General features: G+C 48.5%; 26 protein-coding genes. 22 read left to right on the top strand and 4 right to left on the bottom strand.

Annotated elements, in window-relative coordinates; genetic code table 11:
• Positions 1-24 precede the first annotated feature (24 nt).
• The 5 genes from AC4G46_RS20215 (at position 25) to AC4G46_RS20195 (ending at position 3,313) form a co-directional block, all read left to right on the top strand.
• Entirely contained in the window at positions 25-660 is a 636-nt protein-coding gene (locus AC4G46_RS20215; RefSeq protein WP_491124287.1) for an immunity protein Imm33 domain-containing protein, read from the top strand.
• Positions 660-1,280, top strand: coding sequence for a hypothetical protein (locus AC4G46_RS20210; protein ID WP_491124286.1), 621 nt, complete (start codon positions 660-662; stop codon positions 1,278-1,280). Before AC4G46_RS20215 ends, AC4G46_RS20210 begins: the two co-directional genes overlap by 1 nt.
• A 301-nt stretch (positions 1,281-1,581) precedes the next feature.
• On the top strand, positions 1,582-1,929 hold the full coding sequence (locus tag AC4G46_RS20205; protein ID WP_491124285.1) for a hypothetical protein: 348 nt from the start codon (positions 1,582-1,584) through the stop codon (positions 1,927-1,929).
• A gap of 12 nt (positions 1,930-1,941) precedes the next feature.
• A complete protein-coding gene (locus AC4G46_RS20200; RefSeq protein WP_491124284.1) occupies positions 1,942-2,484 on the top strand; it encodes an O-acetyl-ADP-ribose deacetylase in 543 nt (180 codons plus the stop codon).
• Between the two features lie 268 nt (positions 2,485-2,752).
• Positions 2,753-3,313, top strand: a complete 561-nt coding sequence (locus AC4G46_RS20195) for a hypothetical protein (protein WP_491124283.1) — start codon at positions 2,753-2,755, stop codon at positions 3,311-3,313.
• A gap of 187 nt (positions 3,314-3,500) precedes the next feature.
• Here the strand turns inward: AC4G46_RS20195 and AC4G46_RS20190 are convergent, their stop codons facing one another.
• The gene (locus AC4G46_RS20190; RefSeq protein WP_491124282.1) at positions 3,501-3,974 is read right to left on the bottom strand and encodes a YheC/YheD family protein; all 474 of its coding nucleotides are present in this window, start codon (positions 3,972-3,974) and stop codon (positions 3,501-3,503) included.
• 211 nt (positions 3,975-4,185) lie between these two features.
• Here AC4G46_RS20190 and AC4G46_RS20185 point away from each other — a divergent pair, with 211 nt between their 5' ends.
• Entirely contained in the window at positions 4,186-4,581 is a 396-nt protein-coding gene (locus AC4G46_RS20185) for a collagen-like protein (RefSeq protein ID WP_491124281.1), read from the top strand.
• A gap of 73 nt (positions 4,582-4,654) precedes the next feature.
• Here AC4G46_RS20185 and AC4G46_RS20180 read toward each other — a convergent pair whose 3' ends face one another.
• On the bottom strand, positions 4,655-6,523 hold the full coding sequence (locus AC4G46_RS20180; RefSeq protein WP_491124280.1) for an LTA synthase family protein: 1,869 nt from the start codon (positions 6,521-6,523) through the stop codon (positions 4,655-4,657).
• Positions 6,524-6,740: 217 nt separating this feature from the next.
• Here AC4G46_RS20180 and AC4G46_RS20175 point away from each other — a divergent pair, with 217 nt between their 5' ends.
• From AC4G46_RS20175 to AC4G46_RS20125, 11 genes are all read left to right on the top strand, one after another.
• The gene (locus tag AC4G46_RS20175) at positions 6,741-8,297 is read left to right on the top strand and encodes an ABC-F family ATP-binding cassette domain-containing protein (RefSeq protein ID WP_277469470.1); all 1,557 of its coding nucleotides are present in this window, start codon (positions 6,741-6,743) and stop codon (positions 8,295-8,297) included.
• 142 nt (positions 8,298-8,439) lie between these two features.
• Entirely contained in the window at positions 8,440-8,727 is a 288-nt protein-coding gene (locus tag AC4G46_RS20170; RefSeq protein ID WP_491124279.1) for a hypothetical protein, read from the top strand.
• A gap of 36 nt (positions 8,728-8,763) precedes the next feature.
• The gene (locus AC4G46_RS20165) at positions 8,764-8,973 is read left to right on the top strand and encodes a hypothetical protein (RefSeq protein WP_491124278.1); all 210 of its coding nucleotides are present in this window, start codon (positions 8,764-8,766) and stop codon (positions 8,971-8,973) included.
• A 28-nt stretch (positions 8,974-9,001) separates the two neighbouring features.
• The gene (locus AC4G46_RS20160; RefSeq protein WP_491124277.1) at positions 9,002-9,469 is read left to right on the top strand and encodes a WapI family immunity protein; all 468 of its coding nucleotides are present in this window, start codon (positions 9,002-9,004) and stop codon (positions 9,467-9,469) included.
• A 12-nt stretch (positions 9,470-9,481) separates the two neighbouring features.
• The gene (locus AC4G46_RS20155) at positions 9,482-10,102 is read left to right on the top strand and encodes an HAD family hydrolase (RefSeq protein WP_491124276.1); all 621 of its coding nucleotides are present in this window, start codon (positions 9,482-9,484) and stop codon (positions 10,100-10,102) included.
• A 39-nt stretch (positions 10,103-10,141) separates the two neighbouring features.
• Positions 10,142-10,807, top strand: a complete 666-nt coding sequence (locus tag AC4G46_RS20150; RefSeq protein WP_491124275.1) for a hypothetical protein — start codon at positions 10,142-10,144, stop codon at positions 10,805-10,807.
• A gap of 84 nt (positions 10,808-10,891) precedes the next feature.
• Positions 10,892-11,251: a BlaI/MecI/CopY family transcriptional regulator gene (locus AC4G46_RS20145; protein WP_068725472.1), complete on the top strand. Its 360-nt coding sequence runs from the start codon at positions 10,892-10,894 to the stop codon at positions 11,249-11,251.
• Positions 11,248-12,696, top strand: a complete 1,449-nt coding sequence (locus AC4G46_RS20140) for a M56 family metallopeptidase (RefSeq protein WP_491124274.1) — start codon at positions 11,248-11,250, stop codon at positions 12,694-12,696. The genes AC4G46_RS20145 and AC4G46_RS20140 overlap by 4 nt, the downstream gene beginning before the upstream one ends.
• Positions 12,697-12,763: 67 nt before the next feature.
• On the top strand, positions 12,764-13,243 hold the full coding sequence (locus tag AC4G46_RS20135) for a DinB family protein (RefSeq protein WP_491124273.1): 480 nt from the start codon (positions 12,764-12,766) through the stop codon (positions 13,241-13,243).
• Between the two features lie 444 nt (positions 13,244-13,687).
• Positions 13,688-14,059, top strand: a complete 372-nt coding sequence (locus tag AC4G46_RS20130) for a MerR family transcriptional regulator (protein ID WP_491124272.1) — start codon at positions 13,688-13,690, stop codon at positions 14,057-14,059.
• Positions 14,060-14,263: 204 nt separating this feature from the next.
• Positions 14,264-16,225, top strand: coding sequence for an FAD-dependent oxidoreductase (locus tag AC4G46_RS20125; RefSeq protein ID WP_491124271.1), 1,962 nt, complete (start codon positions 14,264-14,266; stop codon positions 16,223-16,225).
• A gap of 11 nt (positions 16,226-16,236) precedes the next feature.
• Here AC4G46_RS20125 and AC4G46_RS20120 read toward each other — a convergent pair whose 3' ends face one another.
• Complete coding sequence (locus AC4G46_RS20120) at positions 16,237-17,028, bottom strand: LysR family transcriptional regulator (RefSeq protein ID WP_491124270.1); 792 nt, start codon at positions 17,026-17,028, stop codon at positions 16,237-16,239.
• A gap of 21 nt (positions 17,029-17,049) precedes the next feature.
• Positions 17,050-17,142: a LysR family transcriptional regulator gene (locus tag AC4G46_RS20115; protein ID WP_491124269.1), complete on the bottom strand. Its 93-nt coding sequence runs from the start codon at positions 17,140-17,142 to the stop codon at positions 17,050-17,052.
• Positions 17,143-17,334: 192 nt separating this feature from the next.
• Here AC4G46_RS20115 and AC4G46_RS20110 point away from each other — a divergent pair, with 192 nt between their 5' ends.
• The 5 genes from AC4G46_RS20110 (at position 17,335) to AC4G46_RS20090 (ending at position 20,331) form a co-directional block, all read left to right on the top strand.
• The gene (locus AC4G46_RS20110; RefSeq protein WP_491124268.1) at positions 17,335-17,784 is read left to right on the top strand and encodes a DUF8617 domain-containing protein; all 450 of its coding nucleotides are present in this window, start codon (positions 17,335-17,337) and stop codon (positions 17,782-17,784) included.
• A 242-nt stretch (positions 17,785-18,026) separates the two neighbouring features.
• Positions 18,027-18,410, top strand: a complete 384-nt coding sequence (locus AC4G46_RS20105) for a hypothetical protein (RefSeq protein ID WP_491124267.1) — start codon at positions 18,027-18,029, stop codon at positions 18,408-18,410.
• Between the two features lie 14 nt (positions 18,411-18,424).
• On the top strand, positions 18,425-18,919 hold the full coding sequence (locus tag AC4G46_RS20100; protein ID WP_491124266.1) for a DUF2691 family protein: 495 nt from the start codon (positions 18,425-18,427) through the stop codon (positions 18,917-18,919).
• Between the two features lie 192 nt (positions 18,920-19,111).
• A complete protein-coding gene (locus tag AC4G46_RS20095) occupies positions 19,112-19,405 on the top strand; it encodes a hypothetical protein (protein ID WP_491124265.1) in 294 nt (97 codons plus the stop codon).
• A 254-nt stretch (positions 19,406-19,659) separates the two neighbouring features.
• Complete coding sequence (locus AC4G46_RS20090) at positions 19,660-20,331, top strand: GntR family transcriptional regulator (RefSeq protein WP_491124264.1); 672 nt, start codon at positions 19,660-19,662, stop codon at positions 20,329-20,331.
• Positions 20,332-20,362 lie beyond the last annotated feature (31 nt).

Here is a 20,362-nt window from a genome sequence, read left to right as displayed (position 1 = left end):
TAACCGCTTGAGGAGGAATGCCTAATGGAATGGATCTTAGAAAACGTAGAAGAGACCAGCCTACTGCACCCGGAAACGTTCTTCATCCCCTCCGAGCAGGAAAGAAACACACAGCAGGCCGGAAAAATGGTCCGGCTACATTTCATATTGACGAATCCCGGGGCTGCCGGGCCGCGTGCTGAACGGATGTGGGTGGAAATTACCGGCCAGGATCAGGTGAGCCGCCAGTACACGGGAATCCTGACGAATGCCCCTGAGGTTCTAAAGACGCTGAAGCTAGGAGATACGGTGCAATTTGAACCCAAACATATCGCCCGGACCCTTCTCCGCGAAGGAGATCCACTGTGGCTGGCAGTCGGCGAGAAGCTGGCACTGGTTTCGAAGAAATGCCTGGAGCCGGGCAGCGCGGTGCACTGGATGTACCGGCAGACGCCTGAGCGGGAGCAGGACAGCGGCTGGCGGCTGTTCGCCGGAGATGAGGATGAGGCCTATCTTAACAATTCCGATCATGTGAGGCTTATGCATGTCTATTCGATCATGGATCAGGATCCAAGTCTGCTGGAGCCGTTCAAGGGAGAGGTCGGCAGCGCTTATGAGCGGGAGAGCAGGGACGGGGAATGGAAAGAGGTCATGGATTGGACGCCGGAGGAGAACGATTAGTGCCTGAGTATTCGCATATCCAAACCTGTGTAAGGTGTGACGCCGGCAATTTCACAAATGTACTTAATGAATTTGCCGCGTTTCTCGCCGGAGTTGGCCTGGACAATAGCTATTTCTGCAGCGGGCTTGAATGGGAGCTGGCGGATAACGGCTTTATGTATCAGGGAGGCAATGCAGATGCAGAGGAGGTCCCATTAGAGGGGCTTTCCCTGCATGTAAGGCCTTATGTGGTTGGTCTTACTCCTGAAGTATTTTCTGAGCTGGCAGAGTCATGGCTTGAGATTAATTTGTTATTCTGGACTGATGAGATTACAGCAAATTACAGATCAGGTGAGCTGGCCGGCAAAGTTAAGCCATATCTGTGGGATTTGATGACGCAGCTTTCCGGCAGCTATAAGCAGAGCGGTGTATATTTTACCAGTGAAGTTACGGACGGAAAACCGTGGGAAGCAATCATTACCGGGAGCAACGCGGAACTGTGGTCTTTTGATGCTGCGGTAATATCTCAGGAACTCTTTGAGCGGTATGAACAGCCGGATGATCGTTTATTTTACTATACATATAATGATGAGCGGCTTTTTTTGGCGCGTAGAGAGGTTTGGGGGGAGGTGCCCTGGTAGTGATGAATGAACATTATTAGTGCTGAGAGTAGTGAAAGTTAATGAATGGATATGAGCATATGATAAAAACAAATCACTACTTTATAAAAGGCGGAAGCTTGCTTTGGTATTTGTGATGATGGAGCGACCCTGTCCTTATCTGTATGCTTCGCAGCCTAATGAGCAGATATCCAGAATACACTCACATAAAAGAACGTCAGCCTTGCATAAGTGAACGAGACGGAAGGTTACATTTTGATATGGTCTAAAATACCAGAATGAATAAATAGTAAATTTGTACGCAATTGGAGGTGCATTACGATTGGATACGACTGAATTAAGAAAATTCGTAGATGAGAATAAACCATTCGAGGTAGCAAAAGAGGGGTTCTGGGACTGGATTTATACCTGGAAAGATGAAGACCCTGAAGATTATTTTGAATTGTTTCGAAATGAAGATATCTCTACTATCGAGCTAACAAATGAGCGTATTGCACTCGTTATTAACTATCAGTTTGATAATCCGGTTGAATTTTTACAAACGACAATAAACGTTTATTTTAAAGAAAGCCTGATTGCCAAATATCATTACTTGCAGGACTTTGATGGAAAGGCAATCGATGATGTGCTAAGTTTCGAGAAATATTCTATATTAACGGTAAACTTATAGTGGAGGGCACTCATGGAAGTTATTATTCGCGACTCAATCGTTCAGTTAATTCAAGGCGATATCACCAAAATGGATGTTGATACAATCGTTAATGCGGCTAACACGAGTTTATTGGGTGGCGGGGGCGTAGACGGAGCTATCCATAGAGCTGGAGGCAGAGCAATAGTAGAAGAGTGCATGAAGATTCGCAGCAGGCAAGGTGGCTGTGCAGTGGGCGAAGCGGTAGTAACCACGGGAGGAAATATGAAATGCCGTTTGGTTATACATACGGTTGGTCCGGTCTGGAATGGTGGAGCGAAGGATGAAGAAGAGAAGCTGAGGAACTGTTACAGGAGTTCATTAAGGCTAGCTGAACTAAACGAGGTTACAAGTATTGCTTTTCCAAATATAAGTACTGGTATATACAATTATCCGAAGGATTTGGCTTGTCGAATCGCTTTTGATGAGGTATCCAAGTATCTATTAAATAACGAGTCAAATATTAAGAAGATAGTATTTGTATGTTTTGATGATGAGAATTTTGAGCTGTATAAAAGTGAGCTGGAGAAGGTTTGAGTCATTTATAGCGCTCGTTATCTGAATAACTGCAGTTTGTACAACTATATTCCCTGTTTGCAGGGGCGGAGCAACTTTAAGTGTATTCTGTGCAACTATATCTGCGCTTTTGGAGCAAATGAGCGTTTTCTGCCCGGTTTAGCTGTATGGAATACACTTATTTCTAAAAAAGAGGCTTTTTAGCGCATTTTAGTTGCACAGAATACACTTATATCTTAGATGCCATCGTTTCATGTATATCTCTATCATACTTCAAGGGAGTGTTTAAATGGGAGTGGATTTTACGGCTTACCTGGGCCATACGCTGAACAGGAATGATATTCAAATATTGTGTAACAAGCTAAATTCCCGAGCATTGAAGCATATTGATGATTTTCATAGTTATCTGCTTCCGCATAACCCTAAGTATGAAGGGGAGATATGGAAGGTGGTTGAGGGGACCGGAGGCACGGTGGAAATCGAAGGCCCTTGCGGATTGGATTTTACTTTCTCGGAAAAGGTTTGTTATTTTCATCATTTTATCAGATGGAGCAGCTTTCTTCTGGATGAGGAGAGTCAGCTTTATCTAAGAAAGGTATGCTATGATTTGGCCGGTTATTTTTCATCAGACTATGCCATTTATGTGCCGGACAGTGGTTCCCGGGAATCAGGGGTTCTGGATTTTATTTGGGATGATGAAAATGGTGAAAATAAGGATATTGAACATATTAATAATTGGCTTCTTGCACGCTGCGGAGCACCTAAAGAAAAGATTAGTGATATTTATAAAGAACATGAAGATTATTGGGATTCTGAGGGGTACTACGTAGATTACTTCAAGGACATGTAAATCTGGAATCCCGCTGCTGTGCAAAATACACCGCCACCTCTCTCCGCCTCCCATCCACCAGGCAAACATACTTTTTTTTCTTGTCCACCATTCTTACCAATTCTATTTCAGTGCAGATCTTTAATTCTACCTCGTTTAATGCATATGGCAGGGTTGAATATGCATCCATTTTTTGCAGTGACGACAATTATAGTGTACAGCGTGATGAGACTTGGAGAGCTTCGGCGTGTGTCTGCTGACCAAAATCAGTGCAACAGTCAGAACGCCAAGCGGTAGCATTGAAGCGGACCCATATACTTCTTCCGGCACTTCTTACAGCCAGTTTGCCATTATACAGGTAGGAGTGAACAAGTTCCAGGTGACGCGCGTTACCAGTGCCAAGAGACGGAAATAGCAGGAATAGATTTCCTGTCACCTTCCAGGCGGATGCAGGGGCTTTTTTTCGCTGAACCATAATCCGGATGTCAAACGGCCTATGCCCGATTGAAGCAAGCTGCAGACGCCGCTGTACGATATATCCCCGCCTGTTCTGCTCTTTGCGGAGCCATTGCAGTAACTTATCTGTGTCTTGCATAGTAACGGAATTCTTCTCGTTTTGAATGCGGTAGGCATTCTCACCGCAAATGAACAGCGAGAGAAGTATTATTGCGGAGGATGCCATACTGCACCCGCTTGTCTCTTTGAACGGACATTGCAATCACAGCCCCTTCAGTCTTCTACGCTTATTCTAAGCTACATCAGAAATCGGCATAAGCGGATAACCGTCCATCTTTATGTGCCAGCCCGCGGAGTTTTATCGGCATCCGCCCAGTCGCCTTCTCCGCTAATGCATATGATGATAATGCCTACTCAATGAAAAGGAGCGATCACATATGGGATTTTTTCCAGGGCCGGGTGGCGGCCAAGGATTTCCGGGGTTCCCGGGAGGACCAGGTGGACCAGGAGGACCGGGAGGGCCGGGATTTCCAGGCGGATTTCCGGGGACACCAGGGGGAGGACCAGGAGGACCAGGCGGTGCTCAAGCGCCAACGGCTCCACCACCGCAATTCGTACCGCAAATGACGGCTACCGCATATGCCGTTGATCCCGGCGGGATCAGACGCTGCCTGTTCCGCAACACCTATGTCTGGCTGAACAACGGCGAGCAATTCTGGTTCTTCCCGGTATTCGTCGGACGTAATTCTGTTGCCGGATTCAGATGGTTCGGCTTCTCCTGGGCCTATTTCGGCATTGATTTGAACCGGATCAGTTCATTCACCTGTTTCTAAAAACATTATGCTCAAACAAAAAACAGCCACCCCCGCCGGTCTGACAGGAGTGGCTGTTTCTATTTACAAAGTGTTATTCTTCAGCAACTTCGCGGTCCGGCAGCTGGGACACATAGCTGTCTGACAGCTGAAGCAGCTTCAGTGCAGAGTTGAACTCGTCTTCCGTGGACTGCAGCGGCTTGTCGCCGTCGCCGGACAGCGTGTAATGCTGGCCGTCCTCGAATCCGCTGCCGGACAGGAACAGCTCCTCGTTATTGACAAAGGACCCGGTCGGCAGATAATAACGCTGCGGCAGCAGGTTGTACTCTCTCTGGTTCAGGATATCCTGGCCAAAGTGAATATGATTGTCCAGTGGAACACCAAGCAGATTGGCTACTGTAGGCAGGATGTCCACCTGACCGCCGAGCTGGTTCTGTACACTCGGAACAGGCACGCCGGCAGAAGAAATGATCAGCGGAATGTTGATCAGATCGCGTTCGGTGTACTCTTTTCCCAGAATCTCCTCCAGCAGGACCTTATCCTCATCCTTCAGCGAGAAAATCGGCAGGCCGCGGTGATCCCCGTAGAGTACAACAAGGCTGTCGTCCCATACGCCGTTCTCTTTGAGCTCAGCGATGAATTGTCCCAGTGCGTAGTCTGCATAGTTCTGGGCACGGATATAATTACCGACGAACGTTCCTTCATACCGCTCCGGTAGCTTCATCTTGTACTTGTCCTCCGGAATGGTGAACGGATTGTGCGAGGACATCGAGATGACATGGGAATAGAACGGCTGGCTGCTCTCATTCATCCGGGCCAGCTCTGCAGAAGTTTTGGAATAGAGCACTTCATCAGAGGCGCCGTAGAAAACCGTATCGTCCTCGCCAAAGAAAGCTTTGTCATAATAACGGTTAAACCCGAGTGCCCGGTAAAGCTCACCGCGGTTCCAGAAATCCACTTCATTCGTATGGAAGGTGGCGGTATCGTATCCTTGCTCCTGCAGTAGCTTAGGTAAGCTTGGCAGCTCTTTTGGCGCATAAATCTCGGTCGCCGGACCATCCGGCGGTACATAGAACGAAGTGTTGACGATAAACTCCGCATCCGAGGTGTTGCCCTGGCCGACCTGCTGGAAGAAGCGCGGGAAATAGATGCTGCTGTCCGCCAGCTTGTTCATGTTCGGTGTGATTTCCTGCCCGTCAATCGACAGATGAACCAGGAAATTCTGGAAGGATTCCATTTGAATGATGACCAGGTTCTTGCCCTTGGCTGCCCCGTTCAGAATCGGAGTAGACGTAGCTGTGATGCCCTTGGTCTGATCAATCACAGATTGCGTAATTGCAGAGCTGTCGATCAGCTCTTCTTCCTGGTCTGCCAGCAGGGCATAGGCTTCATAATTCAGAATGCCCATCTGCTCGGCCTGAACCGTCTCGTTCATACTGGCTTTGTTCGGAAAAATATTCATCATACAGATGACCAGTGAGATGCAGAAGAGAGCGGCTACAACCTTACGGTTGCTGCGGCGCGACATTGCTTTTTTCCAGGCCAGTGCCTTCTTGCGGCTGAGCATAATCAGGGTGATGATAATGATGTCCAGGAAGATCAGCATGTACTGCGGATGGATAACGGCGAAAATACTCTTTTTGACCGCACCCACCTGCTTAGCCTGGCCGATTACCTGTGAAGTAGCTATAATGCCGAAATGATTGTGATAGACGATCAGCGAGAAAAATAAAACGGTAATTAATAGATTGACGAGCATGTAAATAGCAATCTTCCGCTTGGTGGCGAACCACTCAATCAGACAGAAGATAATCAGGATAAAGGGGATTTCTTTGAACCAGGTACTCCAGGTCGGCCCGTCCTCGAACAGGTAGTACCAGGCAAAGTAGCTTTTCGCCAGCATAATGATAGAGAAGAAGAGTATGGATCTTTTACTGAGTGTGCGTGGTTCTTTCAACCGCATTGCTTATGCGCATCCTTTTCGCTTTAATTAGTTCATTCTATTACATTGCAGGTCCGGAATTCAACTCTATTAGATTACCTGAAAATACTGAAAATTCCTATGTAAAAATCAATTAAAATACATCTTCTTTCTGAATTTGAAAACCGTTCTGGAGTTGCGGCACCAAAACCTTTATAATATGACGAGTATACTTTGTAAAGGAAAAGGTGTTAACTTCATGAGCATATTAAATGTAGAGAAGCTGAGTCACGGGTTTGGTGACCGGGCTATTTTCACGGATGTATCCTTCCGCCTGCTGAAGGGTGAGCATATCGGTCTGATCGGGGCCAACGGTGAAGGTAAGTCTACCTTCATGAACATCATCACAGGCAAGCTTCAGCCGGACGAAGGCAAGGTTGAATGGGCCAAGCGTATGCGGGCAGGTTATCTGGATCAGCACGCCGTGCTGACCAAAGGGCAGTCGATCCGTGATGTGCTGCGCAGTGCCTTCCAGTATCTGTTTGATATGGAACAGGAAATGAACGATATGTACGGCAAGATGGGCGATGTGACTCCTGAGGAGCTGGAGCAGCTGCTTGAGGATGTCGGCACCATCCAGGATACGCTGACTAACCAGGATTTCTATATGATCGACGCCAAAATCGACGAAACGGCCCGCGGTCTGGGACTGACCGATATCGGTCTGGACAAGGATGTAAATGATCTGAGCGGCGGACAGCGGACAAAGGTACTGCTGGCGAAGCTGCTGCTGGAGAAGCCGGACATCCTGCTCCTCGATGAGCCGACGAACTATCTGGATGAGCAGCACATCGTATGGCTGAAGCGCTACCTGCAGGAATACGAGAATGCTTTCATTCTGATCTCCCATGATATTCCGTTCCTGAACAGCGTAATCAACCTGATCTACCATATGGAAAATCAGTCGCTGTCCCGTTATGTCGGAGATTACGAGTATTTCCAGCAGGTGTACGAGGCCAAGAAGCAGCAGCTTGAGTCTGCTTTTAAGCGCCAGCAGCAGGAAATTTCCGACCTGAAGGACTTCGTTGCCCGCAACAAGGCGAGCGTAGCTACCCGGAATATGGCGATGTCCCGCCAGAAGAAGCTGGATAAGATGGAAGTCATCGAGCTGGCCAAGGAGAAGCCGAAGCCGCAGTTCAACTTCAAGCAGGGCCGTACTTCCGGCAAGGTAGTATTTGAGACGAAGGATCTGGTGATCGGCTATGATTCCCCGCTCTCCAGACCCCTTGACCTGAGCATGGAGCGCGGACAAAAGATCGCTCTCGTCGGCGCCAACGGTATCGGTAAAACGACACTGCTGCGCAGCATCCTCGGCCAGATCCCGACTATTTCCGGCTCCGCTAGACTTGGCGATCTGCTGGAAATCGGCTACTTCGAGCAGGAGATGAAGGAAGCCAATTACAACACCTGTATCGAAGAGATCTGGAACGAGTTCCCGTCCTTCACACAGTTCGAAATCCGTGCGGCCCTTGCCAAGTGCGGCCTGACCACCAAGCACATCGAGAGCAAGATTGCAGTTCTGAGCGGCGGCGAAAAAGCCAAAGTCCGGCTCTGCAAGCTGATTAACCGCGAATCCAATCTGCTCGTACTCGATGAGCCGACGAACCACCTTGACGTAGACGCCAAGGACGAGCTGCAGCGTGCGCTCAAAGCCTACAAGGGCAGCATTCTGCTGATCTCCCATGAACCGGAATTCTACCGCGATATCGTAACCGATACGTGGAACTGCGAATCGTGGACGACAAAAGTATTTTAATCTATGACGTTGCGACAGGCTGCCTCGGTGAGGCAGCCTGTTTTTTGTGCGCAGGGGGAGCAAGGACTATACAATCCTTTATATGTAAATGGTGCGGCAGCTGATATTATGTTTGTATAACACAAATGCAGGGGGAGAGAGAATGCGGGATCCGGAGAGAATAGAGCGGATAATGGGTATGGTGCAGGAGTTATGGAAGCAGGAGCCTGATATGCGATTTTTTCAGTTGATGGCTGTGCTCGAGAGCAGATACTCTAAGGCCAATAATGCATTCGGCAGACGAGAGCTTTTTGAAAAAGAGGAAAGCAGGGGAATATTGTTCCCGTATAATATTGTTGATTTATTCCATCTGGAGGATGATAAGCTGGAGGCATTTCTTGCCTCGTTGCTGGCTGAACATCAGGTAAGGAAGAAGGGTTCAAATGATTAAAGATGGCAAGAGTGGAACCATCTGTTCGAGGATTTGATGAAGCACTATCAGTTTGAAGAGGACAAAAACCTGCTGAAGGAATACAAGGAAAGGTATGCGGCTTTCGTTGAAAAGGGGTCGATGCTGGAGTGGACAGACTGGTCGGATACCTCTGTTGCGCCGGGCAAAGATCGTCCATACGGAACCGGAACAATTGGTGCTTCTTTAATGGAGGAGGCAGCCTTGTACCGCAAACAAGTACTGTAATGATGCGCGAATGGAGTGAAGAATCTGCGTGAATGGCCGGGGAGGATTTATACTACGAGGAAACCAAGGTTATTTGAAGCTGGAGCTGGAAGAGTTGTTTGGGTTTCCTGATAGCACAAGTATTTTTGGAGGTTACGATGCCAATGGTATTGTTGAAATTAAGAGCAGCGGCTTTGGAGCAAGCGGCGAACTATGGTTCTCTACGGGGGAAGTATATTTATTTTATCAGCAGCTAAAAAAATCATTTGAAGATCTCAGTGGAGAAGCGTCATTCAGTAGCACTGAGCATAATCTGGAATTTAAATGCACGTTTACCTGGCAGGGGCACATCATGTGCACAGGTTTCTATAAAGAATATCCAGCTCAGGAAAATGAGCTTAGGTTTGAATTCCTGTCGGATCAGAGCTTTATCCCTTCTACACTCAAAGACCTTAAAGAGTTCGTACAAATGTATGGAGGTCCAACAGGCATCAATAGCACAAATGATAACTTATAGCAGGAGGCAAACATGGATAGCATTATTTTCGATCTGGACGGGACGATGTGGGATTCTTCGGATGTGGTGACGGTGGCGTGGAATGATGTGCTGCGCAGGTATGGAGATATTCCGCATGTGATTACCAAGGAAAGTTTAAAGGGGATCATGGGCCTGCAGGTTGCTGAGGTTGGTAAAATTCTGCTGCCCGGGATGGAAGAAGTTGTGCAGCAGAGACTTCTTGATGAGTGCTGTGAAGCTGAGTGCCATTACCTCGTCAAGCAGGGCGGATCATTGTATGAGGAGCTTGAAGCAGTACTCACGGCTTTATCGGCAAAATACAAGCTGTTCATCGTAAGCAACTGCCAGAAGGGATATATCGAGGCTTTTTATGAGTACCATCAGCTGGGTAGGTTTTTCGCGGACTATGAGAACCCGGGCCGGACGGGGCTGTCCAAGGGCGAGAACATCAGGCTGATCATGCAAAGAAACAATCTGGAGAGTCCGGTCTACGTGGGAGATACAGCGGGAGACCAGAAAGCGGCGGCATTCGCCGGAATCCCGTTTGTATTTGCAAGCTACGGGTTTGGAGAGGTTAGTGATCCGGATTATACGATTAACCGTTTGAGTGATCTTTTGGAACTGTTCAACTAAGCCTTATATCCAAATTAACCGGGGATGGAGCTGAAGCCTATGCAATCCAATCCAAGTGTCGCAAAGTTTGGCGGGGTCGCGCTGATTCTGGCGGGGATCCTCTTTTTTATACAGTATCTGTTTATGCTGCCGGTGCCTGCTCCTCGAGCGACTACGGATGCTGGGCTGATGGAATGGCTGGCCGGGTGGAAGTTTAATATGTCCATGGCAGACGAACTGCTGTTCTTTGCCCCGCTGTGTCTGATACCGGCTATTGCTGCGCTATATCAGGTTCTGGTGAAGACAGATTTGCCAAAAACCCTGCTGGGCTGCGCACTTCTGGCGCTTAGCATTCCCGTCTACATATTGCTAGTCATCATCCTGGGGCGGCTGGTTTACCCTGTCTTCCATATTGAAATATCCGCCGAGAGCCTAAAGCTGATGTTCAGCTTGTATTACGGGGGGCTGCATACGGCGGCGCTCATCATGGGGATCGCAACAATTGTCCTAAGTCTTGTCATTCTAAAAAGCCCGCTCGGTAAGGCTGCTGCCTATCTGGGCTTTGCCGCGGGGATACTGGATCTGATCGGATCTTTTCCCTGGCTGATCGGGCCGGCCGTAACGTTCATATGTCAGCTGGCTTTTGCAGCGTGGTTTGTTGTGCTTGGTGCCAGACTGATCAGGATTTCCGGAACGGCAATGCCAGTGAGTACGCCAAAGGGCTGAGCAGCGGCTTGACTTTTTAGGTTTACTGCAATAGACTCAAGTCATGAGGTTTACTGTAGTAAACTTAAAAAGGGGAGGAGCTGCATGGAAACCTACAAATTGTTCGATGCCGAGTACAAATTCGCCTGCCTGATCTGGGATAACGAGCCGATTAATTCAACAGAGCTGGTTAAGCTGAGCCAGAGTAAGCTGGGCTGGAAGAAGTCAACGACCTATACGGTGCTCCGTAAGCTGTGCGAGCGCGGGATTCTGAAGAACGAAGACGCAACTGTTACCGCCATTATCAAAAAAGAAGAGGCCCAGCAATACGAAAGCCAGACGGTAGTGGAAAAAGCCTTCGGCGGATCGCTTCCGCAATTTTTAACCGCTTTTCTCGGCAAAAAGAAGCTGTCTGAAAAGGAGGCCGAGGAGCTGAAGCGGATTATTGAGGAGGCGACCCGATGATTACGGGCCTGTTCGTCACCGTCCTTAATATGAGCATTACGGCCAGCTATGTGGCTGCAGCGGTGATCTTAACGAGGTTATTTCTGCGCCGTGTCCCCAAAATTTTCTCCTATCTGCTATGGTCGGCTGTATTGGTCAGACTAGTGTTCCCTGTCACCTTCACTTCAGGCTTCAGCCTGCTGCAGCTGTTCCAGCCCCGTAGCCAGAGCCAGACGGGAACTGGAGTAATGGAATTTGTCCCTCCCGATATCGGGCTGCAGCTGAAGCCGGCTGTGGATGCGGGGATTGGCGGAATCAGCCGGCTGATCAACAGCACTTTCCCGGAAGCAGCACCGATGGCAAGCGTAAATCCGCTGCAGCTTATCCTGTGGTCGGGAAGTATGATCTGGCTGGCAGGTGCAGTCGTTCTTTTACTCTACAGTGTGGTATCGTATGTACGCATTACTGTTAAGCTGCGGACGGCAACACTTGTTAGGGAGAATATTTTTGAGTCGGATCAGATTGCAGCACCCTTTGTATGCGGGTTTATTAAGCCGAAGATTTATATTCCAACAGGAATGAGCAGGCAGGAGCTGCCTTATATCGTACTGCACGAACAGACGCATATCCGCAGGCTGGATTATTGGATCAAGCCCTTTGCCTTCCTGCTGCTGATCATTCACTGGTTCAATCCCCTGATGTGGCTGTCGTATGCGCTCATGAGCAAAGATATGGAGATGTCCTGCGATGAAGCTGTCGTAAGGAAGCTGGGCAACGGGATTAAAGGGAGCTATTCTACCTCATTACTAACCCTTGCAGCGGGGAGAAGGGGGATGCCTTCCGGCAGTCCGCTTGCTTTTGGAGAAGGCAATGTAAAATCCAGAATTAAAAATGTACTCGCCTTCCGCGAGCCTTCAGCCTGGATCACCGCGATAGCCTTTGTCTTTATCACCGTTGTTCTGGCAGTCTGTATAGTGAATCCTAAGCCTGTAGCGTCACCTGAACAGCTTCCTTATAATGGATACAGTGTGGAGCAGCTGTTAAAGAACCGCACCCCCTATGTGGGAGCTGCCAGCAAGGTTGGCGGGCTGATCGGCGCATTGCCGGTACCGGAGGGCTTGGAGCCTGCGGGGATGGCGCTGCAGACGGTGGCTCCGCCGTACGGTCTGACGATTAAACTTGACATGCATGATTCTGTCGGTGTGAGCTCAAACGGTGCGATCAGCGGGGATGCTTTTTACCATAATTCGATTGTGCTGTTCAGCCTGATTGATAATGTCGATAGTATAACGTACAGCCTGGCTGATCACACAGGACAATATGATGGTGCAGCTTACAGCCTTACTTTTGTCAGAGGACGGGTTAATGAGCTGCTTGGAAGTGATGTCCGCCAGTATGCAGGTGATGAAGCGGGGCTGCACCAGCTGATTGATCGTATAGAGGGAATGCTGTCAGCCGACTATTAATACAAATGCAGCCATAGCTTTGTTGCGCTTATTCTGCAGTTCAATACGATTACAGGAGGCTCTGACCATGCAAAAGCTGTTCGAATATAACTGGCAGGTCCGCAAGGAATGGTTCGACTGGTGTGAAACGGTGAGTATGGAGGAGCTGATGAAGAAGCGTACCGGCGGCATCGGCTATTTTCTGCCTACGCTTTATCATATTGTGGCGGTGGAGTACGGCTGGATCTGCGGCGGAATAGAGCAGCGTGAGATTTATATTCCTGACTTCGGGGAGGTAGCCAGCGTGCAGCTGGTAAAAGGGTTCTCGGAGCGCTGCCATGCTGAGCTTGCCCCGTTTGTCCATAATTGGAATGACAGTCTGGAGAACCGGATGATGATCGACATTCTGGATGACGGCAGAGAGGTACCCCATCCATGCGGCGAAGTCATGCGGCACCTGATCTCCCACGAAATCCACCACACTGGCCAGCTCTCCGTCTGGGCGCGGGAGATCGGCAAAGAGCCGGTCAGTGCCAATTTTGTCGGCAGAGGTCTGTACAATAGATAGCCTGTTCAAAGGCGTGATATGTTTGAGATTTGCACCGAAAAAAGCGGATAAAGCCGCGGGTTTCCGGTGCTTTTTGTATTATCAGCGGCCTATAAAAGAGTGTAGCTGATCAATAAAAACAGTGAGAAAACACCCCTGATAAGTACATGCTGTATGCGGATACGGCCCTGCAGCACATGTCCGTTACATAGTGCACAGCCTATCAGCCACATAAGCCCTAGCCACAAGAAAATAGGCTGAATCGGTGTGCACACCAGTATGGCTGAACCCAGCAGATTAGCAGCTGTAAGCGTGGGGCCGAGGTTCCGGCGTTTAACGAATGCCGCAGCTCCCATTAGCACTGCATATAGGACTATTAAGAAATAGATCATCTTACTCCCCCTTCATATGGAATATAATTGAAGTTAATCATATGGGGTTAACCCCGTGGCAAGGAGGAAAGGAATGCAGATCGGTGTTTTTGTAGGCCGGATGAGAACTACTGTGGATACGGTTCGCCACTATATGGAGCTGGCTTTGCTGAAGCCGGAGCTTAAGGGGGGACGTTATTTTTTTGGGGAGAAGGAGATTCGGGATTTCCAGGCTATCGCACAGCTGAAGCAGTGGGGGTTTACCTTGAAGGAGGTTCAAGGACTGTTTGATTATAAGCAGCGAGCCGGCTGCGGGACGGCAGGTGTGCTTATATATGCCGCGGGAATGCTGCAGGAACGGATAAAGTCAATCGACAGCGCAATAGCAGAGCTGGGCAGACAGCGTAAGGAGGTAGTGGATAATCTGGCCGAGGTTGAGCAAGTCGTAATGCAGCTGGAGGGTTAAATTCCCTCTGACGAGCAGCAAGCTTCTTATACAACTGCACCACAGCCATAACTAAACGGTTATAGGTATTATAGCAAACACGTATTTTGCAAGCCCCCCGCTTTCAGGCAAAATAAATAACAGATCCGAAACAATGTGAAAGATTTCTCAAAGTATAATTCGGATCTGATTTTACAACTGAAACTGGGGAGGAAGATTAGAAAAATGGGGTATCAGTGTAACTGGGGAAAAGGGTTGAAGGCAGCGCTTAGCATGGTGCTGGCATCAGCGATGCTGCTTACAGCATGTGACAGCGGTGCTAACAAGGAGGCAGGAGCTGAGAATGCTGCAGCAACAGCACAGCCAAGTTCATCTGTTGCACCTGCAGCAGGTGAGGCGCCTGTACAAACTTACAGAGAAGGCACTTATACCGGAATTGGTAAAGGTAAGAACGGTGAGGTCAAGGTCGAGGTAACCTTTTCAACGAACAAAATCGAGTCTGTTGTTATTGTAGGGGAGAATACGGAAACCAAGGGTGTCAGTGACGCAGCCGTCGAGCGAATTCCTGCACAAATTGTAGAGCAGCAGAGTCTGGCTATTGACGCAGTTGCGGGTGCGAGTATGACAAGTGACGGTATTCTGGAGGGCGTTGCATCAGCTGTACAGCAAGCGGGCGGCGACGTAGCCGCACTTAAAGCGGTAGCCAAAGCGGAGAAGTCCACTGCGGTAGAAGAGCTGACTACAGATGTAGTCATTGTTGGTGCCGGCGCAGGCGGAATGACCGGGGCGATGGAAGCAGCACGCAGCGGCCTTAAGGTCATCGTCATTGAAAAAGGGTCCAGCGTTGCCGTCAGTAACGGTGCCATGGCAGGCGGACCGGTTGCCGTCGGCTCACGGATACAGAAGGAAGCCGGTGAGACGTTCACGGTGGACGATGTATTCAACCGGATGATGGAGTACTCCTCTTCCACGGTCAATGCCTCGCTGGTGCGCCAGGCGCTGGAGCTTTCAGGGGAGACAATTGATATCTTTGAAGACCTGGGAATGGAGATTACGCTGCGTGAGGATAATTTTGGTGTCGGTTACCGCCCGCGGATGAAATTCGCCAAGAAAGGTCTGGAGCGTATGGGATTGCTGCAGGACGATATTGAAGCTAATGGCGGGCAATTCCTGTTCGAAACAACCGGTAAAAAGGTGCTAATCGAGAACGATAAGGCAGTCGGAGTGGAAGCAGTGAAAGCAGATGGAACCACAGTCATCGTCCACGCTAAATCCGTCGTTATGGCAACAGGCGGCTATCTCGGCAACGATGAGCTGATGAAGGAGCATTTTGGCGGCGTCAAGGTTAACCCGCTTGGCTCGACACTGAGCGTTGGGGAAGGGATGGACATGATCGTTGCGGCAGGCGGAACACTGGATAACAACTTCGGTATCGTCGCCAATGAATTTTCCGGATCGAATGAAAAGAGCGGCTCTTGGAAAAAAGGGGCCAACGAAGCGCTGAACCTCGGGGTATATGGGACGCTGCTGGTTAACCGGGAAGGCAACCGGTTCAACAACGAGGACTTGATCGCCAAAGAACCGCTGTCAACCGGCGGAGAAATTACTCTGCGTGAAGGGCTGTACTATGCAGTAGTGGATCAGGCTTACATTGACGGGCTCAAGTCTAAAGGTGTCTATCAGTACATCGGCAGTCCGGATAGCTGGATTTACGGCAAAAAGACGCTGGATGGCGTAAAGCTGGAGAATCTGGACGCAGGGATGGAGCTGGCGTTTGAACAGGGCTGGGGTGTCAAAGCGGATACCCTGGAGGAAGCGGGTGCAGCCTTTGGCCTCACCAACCTGAAGCAAACGGTACAAACGTATAATGAAATGGCCGCTAAAGGTGTAGATACCCAGTTTGGCAAAGACAAAGCCTTTATGCAGCCTGTTAACAAAGGACCCTATTATGTGTTTGAGTATCAGCCGAGCGCCTGGTGTACCATCGGCGGCGTTCGCGTGGACGATCATCTGCGTGCATTGGACACAGATCATACGCCAATCGAAGGCTTATATGTAGCGGGTGTAGATGCAGGCAGTCTGTATTCCAATCCATATTATGATATCGAAGGTGCGGCATTCTCCCTGGCGCTGAACTCAGGACGGCTGGCTGCAAAAAATATCGTTAAAGACCTGCAGGCAAACTAGCATTCACCTGCTCAGCAGCCCGGAGCCTGCAGCTCCTGGCAAACCAGCTCCACGAAGGTACTGGCGGCCAGAATGGTGTAGCTTTGCGGATTGGTAAGGATGGAGATGGTGAATTGCGGTGTCTTTTCCCGGAGTGAGAAGTAGACCAGATTATGCGGATTATTCTCCTTGTCAATCATCGACTCGTGCAGGAACATTACCCCGAAGCCTTGAGCTACCAGCGCTTTGGCGGTCTCACTGTTCTTGCAGTTCAGCAGTACATTATAATTCAAATCAGCTTCGCTGAAAAATTGCTCTAGCAGCTCACGGAACAGTGTGCCGGGGATATTTGAAACGAACTTTTCATCTGCCAGGTCCGTGACGGACAGCAGCCGCTGCGGAAACCGATCCACGAAGGGGTGGTTCCCGCTGGTGGCCAGGCTGTAAACCTGAGTGAGCACAGGGATATGGTGCAGACCGACATCCTGCGGTTTGCAGGAGGTGAAGCCGACGTCCAAATGGCCTCTGGCCAGCAGCTGTTCAATCTCGGCAGGCAAAAGCTCCATCAGCTCAAGCTCTATATTAGGGTACAGACGGTGAAATTCAGGTAAAATTAAAGGCAGGATATAGGGGCCGAGGCTGAAAGGACAGCCGATGCTTACCTTTCCTGCCTTTAAATCTTTCATGTCCTGCAGCCTTCGCTCCAGCTGGTTGTGCAAATCAATTACCTTGCGTGCATTATCTATATATAGCTTACCTTCATAGGTTAACTGAAGCGGAGTGACAGAGCGGTCGAACAGTTTCGCTCCGAGTTTTTTCTCCACTCCGGTGATGAGAGAGCTAAGTTAAGGCTGGGCAACAAACAGTTTTTGCGCTGCCTTGGTAATGTTCTGTTCCTCGGCAATCGTGCAGATGTATTGCAGCTTACGGATGTTCATGCGGATGTGCCTTCTTTCGCCGGTAAGTTCATCTAATAGAACAAGTATATTACATTCACTGTGATACGGATGTGATGTTGAGCAGTTGAGCATTGATTATAATTGTTGGGACGATTTTAGGGGAGGAATGTGGAGGGTCAGAAGCGAATGGAGTATTGCCTGTATCAGATAAACAAGAAGGGAGTATACATTATGGCGCATTTCAGGTGTAACTGTGGTGAAGTTCTTGGAAATGGTTCAGTGCCCAATGATGTTCAAATCCGTGTATTTAAGAATCAGACTTGGATTAATGCTGTGAACAATCATACGGAAGCGTATTTGATAGATGAGGACTATGATATCTGGAATTGTCCTGTATGCAAAAGAGTATATTCTTTCAAAAATAATAAAGTAGATAAGATGTTTGCTCTGGAAGATGTTCAGATTGATCATTTTACCAGCTGTTTATGTGGAGAACGGACAAATTTCGCACACTATGTTGCTTATACTGATATAGAAATGGATAGATATACCTCGGATGCCGAAACTGCAAATGAATTACCCGATGCGCCCAGAGAGTTATGGAGCTGCAACAAATGTAACAGGTTTTTCCTCAAAGAAAACCAGTCTACGTCCATTCAGGTTTATAATGAAAGTAAGTAATCACATTATAACAGAACATGGTAATGGGACCGTCCAGGAAAAGTTTACAGTGAAGAGGAGGTAGCCGGGTGGTTTTCTACTTACCACATATTGCTGCTAAAATAACCTTGTTAAAAAGTGACGGGAAAGGCGATGGCCGCGATAGGCCAGCACGCTCAGGTTACCGTCCGGCACATTTGGTGAAAGTGGATTGAACTATTCGTATACAGTAACAAACCCATCCAGAAAGTGAGGCAACAACAATGACCCTGTCAATAGCAGCTACTGCCTTTACAGTCCTGATCTTCATAGTCATTCTGTTTCAGGCAGCTCTAGCTGCAGGTATGCCCTGGGGAGAGTATGCGATGGGCGGTAAATTCCCCGGCAGGCTTCCGGCTCCTATGCGTGTGGCATGCCTGGTGCAGATAGTCATTCTGGCTCTGCTCGCGCTAATTGTTCTGAGTAAAGCGGAGATGCTTTTGCCCGGCTGGCGGGACTTTGCTGATGTGGCGGTCTGGTTCGTGGTTGCTTTTTCCGTGATAGCCTCTGTTCTAAATCTTATTACCAAAAGCGTCCGGGAACGTAGAATCTGGGCACCTGTTTCGATACTAATGCTGCTCAGCTGTCTTATAGTTGCGCTTGGATGACAGGGGGATAATAAATGAATGTTACAGGCGAAGCAGGACATGAGAAGAGGGGATTGACCTGCGAGATTCCAAATGAGTGCGGGCGGTTTCTGGGGGAGCTTCTGCATCCGTTCGATACTGCTGCTTATGAATGGTATAACGGGGGCGAGGAGGCTTATTTCTGGAATCAAGGGACACTTGCAGATCCGCTTTTCCCTAAGCAGGTATTTGACATGGACGGGGCTGTGCTCAAAGATATTGTGGAGAATAATGAGTATTATGTTATTTTTGCAGATCTTAAGGCTTTTCCGAAGGGGAAAAAGTTAGTCAATGTTCAGACGTACGAAGAATACGTAAATAGTGACTGTCAATTCGTACTGATTATAGTGGATTGTGTGTATGTTGCGATTTACTGCAAGGATCAGGACAAACTGGAGGAGCTGTATTTAGGTGCACAATCGCATGGCTATAGCAAGGTACAATACACGACCGGTGATAATGACTTTAGAACAAGGCTATCGGCCTGGTAGAAGTGCTGTCTGAAAAATATTAGGTACATAGAATCATAAATCACAGAAAAGGAAACCGTTTGCAATTATAATGTAAGCGTTATCTAAATGCTGCTGTACATTAATGCGCAAATGGAGGAATAGGACTTGAGCTTAAACAAAGCTTCCTTTAACCTGCTTGTGTTTATGGGATTGAGCATTCAGTACGCTTTAATGCATCTTTTTTCGGCCGGAGAGATTATCGTCATTTCAACTGCTGAGCTTGTCATTTATATGCTGTTTACTTTTGCGGGGCTGGGATCCTTCTTCAAGCGCAGAAGACGTGCCTTAGCAGAGCAGGGATGCGGATCGGCTGGGCTTTTTTTTACCGTTCTGTGGACTGTTTCCTTGTGCTCCCAATTCCGTAAAGAAAGCTATCCGGAGGCGCTGACGCTGATCAACTCGTTCGGTGTATCCGCGGCCGGTCTGGTGCTGCTGACTGAAATCATTGTGCTGTTCAAGGTTTAATGTGTGTACCTAAGCTCCTGCCTAATGGCGGGGGCTTTTTTTGATCTGCTCCTGATTATTTCTATCACCTATAAATCATACTTGACTAGTGTGAATAATAGGTTTATAGTATGAAAAAAAGCTTGAAAAAAGAGAAAAGTTTCCAAACTAGCAGGCAGTTACTCCGTTAAAGCACTAAAATAATAATTGTATACAATTATACAATTATATTTAATGATATCAAGTAAATTCTCATATAGGGGAGCATCAGAGGTATGGAGCTACGATCACGAAGGCTGTCAAAGGATAATACCTACTATGCCTTAAAGCAAAAAATTATAAACAACGACCTGGAGCCGGGTCAGGCGGTCAATGAAGAAAGCCTGGCGGCAATGCTGGGAGTCAGCCGGACTCCGCTGAGAGAAGCGATACAGAGACTGGAGAATGAGGATTTTCTCGTCCGTCAGCCCAACGGCAGGTTGAAGGTGGCTCCGTTATCGCTAAAAGAGGTTGAGGAGATTTTTCAGATCCGCAGCATGCTCGAGGGGCATATTGCCAGAAGTGCAGCGAGGAATGCTTCCGATAAAGATATACAGAAGCTGACTGTGATGATGACACATATCAAGCAATCCTTTCAGCTCGGCGAGAAACAGGACTTTGTCTCCTACGGCTTTGAATTCCATGATTATCTGTCGGAAATAAGCGGGCTTATGACCTTTGAGAAGGTGCTTAACCAGCTTAGAGACCGCTCGCTCCGTTATTGCCGGTATGTTTCCTTGCACGGAGACTGGAATACGCAGGCGGATGAAGAGCATAACGATATTCTCCAGATGATCGCGGACAGAAATGAAGACGGCGCAGAGCAAGCCATGCGGGAGCATATTTTGAACAGTCTGGCTACGGCACTTGAGCGGATGAGCGGGATTGAAGCTGAGGTCAATGCATAAGCTTTTGCCAACGGAAAGGGGAGTTATGAAC

It is taken from the genome of Paenibacillus sp. fava2, assembly GCF_058313675.1.
This window is presented reverse-complemented; position numbering and strand designations above follow the sequence as displayed.

What these genes read in the sequence shown, in the direction of transcription:
- AC4G46_RS20200 (WP_491124284.1), top strand. Translation starts at nt 1,942, where the DNA reads ATGGAAGTTATTATTCGCGACTCAATCGTTCAGTTAATTCAAGGCGAT.
- AC4G46_RS20125 (WP_491124271.1), top strand. Translation starts at nt 14,264, where the DNA reads ATGGGGTATCAGTGTAACTGGGGAAAAGGGTTGAAGGCAGCGCTTAGC.
- AC4G46_RS20170 (WP_491124279.1), top strand. Translation starts at nt 8,440, where the DNA reads ATGCGGGATCCGGAGAGAATAGAGCGGATAATGGGTATGGTGCAGGAG.
- AC4G46_RS20145 (WP_068725472.1), top strand. Translation starts at nt 10,892, where the DNA reads ATGGAAACCTACAAATTGTTCGATGCCGAGTACAAATTCGCCTGCCTG.
- AC4G46_RS20130 (WP_491124272.1), top strand. Translation starts at nt 13,688, where the DNA reads ATGCAGATCGGTGTTTTTGTAGGCCGGATGAGAACTACTGTGGATACG.
- AC4G46_RS20115 (WP_491124269.1), bottom strand. Translation starts at nt 17,142, where the DNA reads ATGAACATCCGTAAGCTGCAATACATCTGCACGATTGCCGAGGAACAG.
- AC4G46_RS20110 (WP_491124268.1), top strand. Translation starts at nt 17,335, where the DNA reads ATGGCGCATTTCAGGTGTAACTGTGGTGAAGTTCTTGGAAATGGTTCA.
- AC4G46_RS20140 (WP_491124274.1), top strand. Translation starts at nt 11,248, where the DNA reads ATGATTACGGGCCTGTTCGTCACCGTCCTTAATATGAGCATTACGGCC.
- AC4G46_RS20195 (WP_491124283.1), top strand. Translation starts at nt 2,753, where the DNA reads ATGGGAGTGGATTTTACGGCTTACCTGGGCCATACGCTGAACAGGAAT.
- AC4G46_RS20090 (WP_491124264.1), top strand. Translation starts at nt 19,660, where the DNA reads ATGGAGCTACGATCACGAAGGCTGTCAAAGGATAATACCTACTATGCC.
- AC4G46_RS20215 (WP_491124287.1), top strand. Translation starts at nt 25, where the DNA reads ATGGAATGGATCTTAGAAAACGTAGAAGAGACCAGCCTACTGCACCCG.
- AC4G46_RS20105 (WP_491124267.1), top strand. Translation starts at nt 18,027, where the DNA reads ATGACCCTGTCAATAGCAGCTACTGCCTTTACAGTCCTGATCTTCATA.
- AC4G46_RS20095 (WP_491124265.1), top strand. Translation starts at nt 19,112, where the DNA reads ATGCATCTTTTTTCGGCCGGAGAGATTATCGTCATTTCAACTGCTGAG.
- AC4G46_RS20150 (WP_491124275.1), top strand. Translation starts at nt 10,142, where the DNA reads ATGCAATCCAATCCAAGTGTCGCAAAGTTTGGCGGGGTCGCGCTGATT.
- AC4G46_RS20165 (WP_491124278.1), top strand. Translation starts at nt 8,764, where the DNA reads ATGAAGCACTATCAGTTTGAAGAGGACAAAAACCTGCTGAAGGAATAC.
- AC4G46_RS20180 (WP_491124280.1), bottom strand. Translation starts at nt 6,523, where the DNA reads ATGCGGTTGAAAGAACCACGCACACTCAGTAAAAGATCCATACTCTTC.
- AC4G46_RS20185 (WP_491124281.1), top strand. Translation starts at nt 4,186, where the DNA reads ATGGGATTTTTTCCAGGGCCGGGTGGCGGCCAAGGATTTCCGGGGTTC.
- AC4G46_RS20175 (WP_277469470.1), top strand. Translation starts at nt 6,741, where the DNA reads ATGAGCATATTAAATGTAGAGAAGCTGAGTCACGGGTTTGGTGACCGG.
- AC4G46_RS20190 (WP_491124282.1), bottom strand. Translation starts at nt 3,974, where the DNA reads ATGGCATCCTCCGCAATAATACTTCTCTCGCTGTTCATTTGCGGTGAG.
- AC4G46_RS20135 (WP_491124273.1), top strand. Translation starts at nt 12,764, where the DNA reads ATGCAAAAGCTGTTCGAATATAACTGGCAGGTCCGCAAGGAATGGTTC.
- AC4G46_RS20155 (WP_491124276.1), top strand. Translation starts at nt 9,482, where the DNA reads ATGGATAGCATTATTTTCGATCTGGACGGGACGATGTGGGATTCTTCG.
- AC4G46_RS20100 (WP_491124266.1), top strand. Translation starts at nt 18,425, where the DNA reads ATGAATGTTACAGGCGAAGCAGGACATGAGAAGAGGGGATTGACCTGC.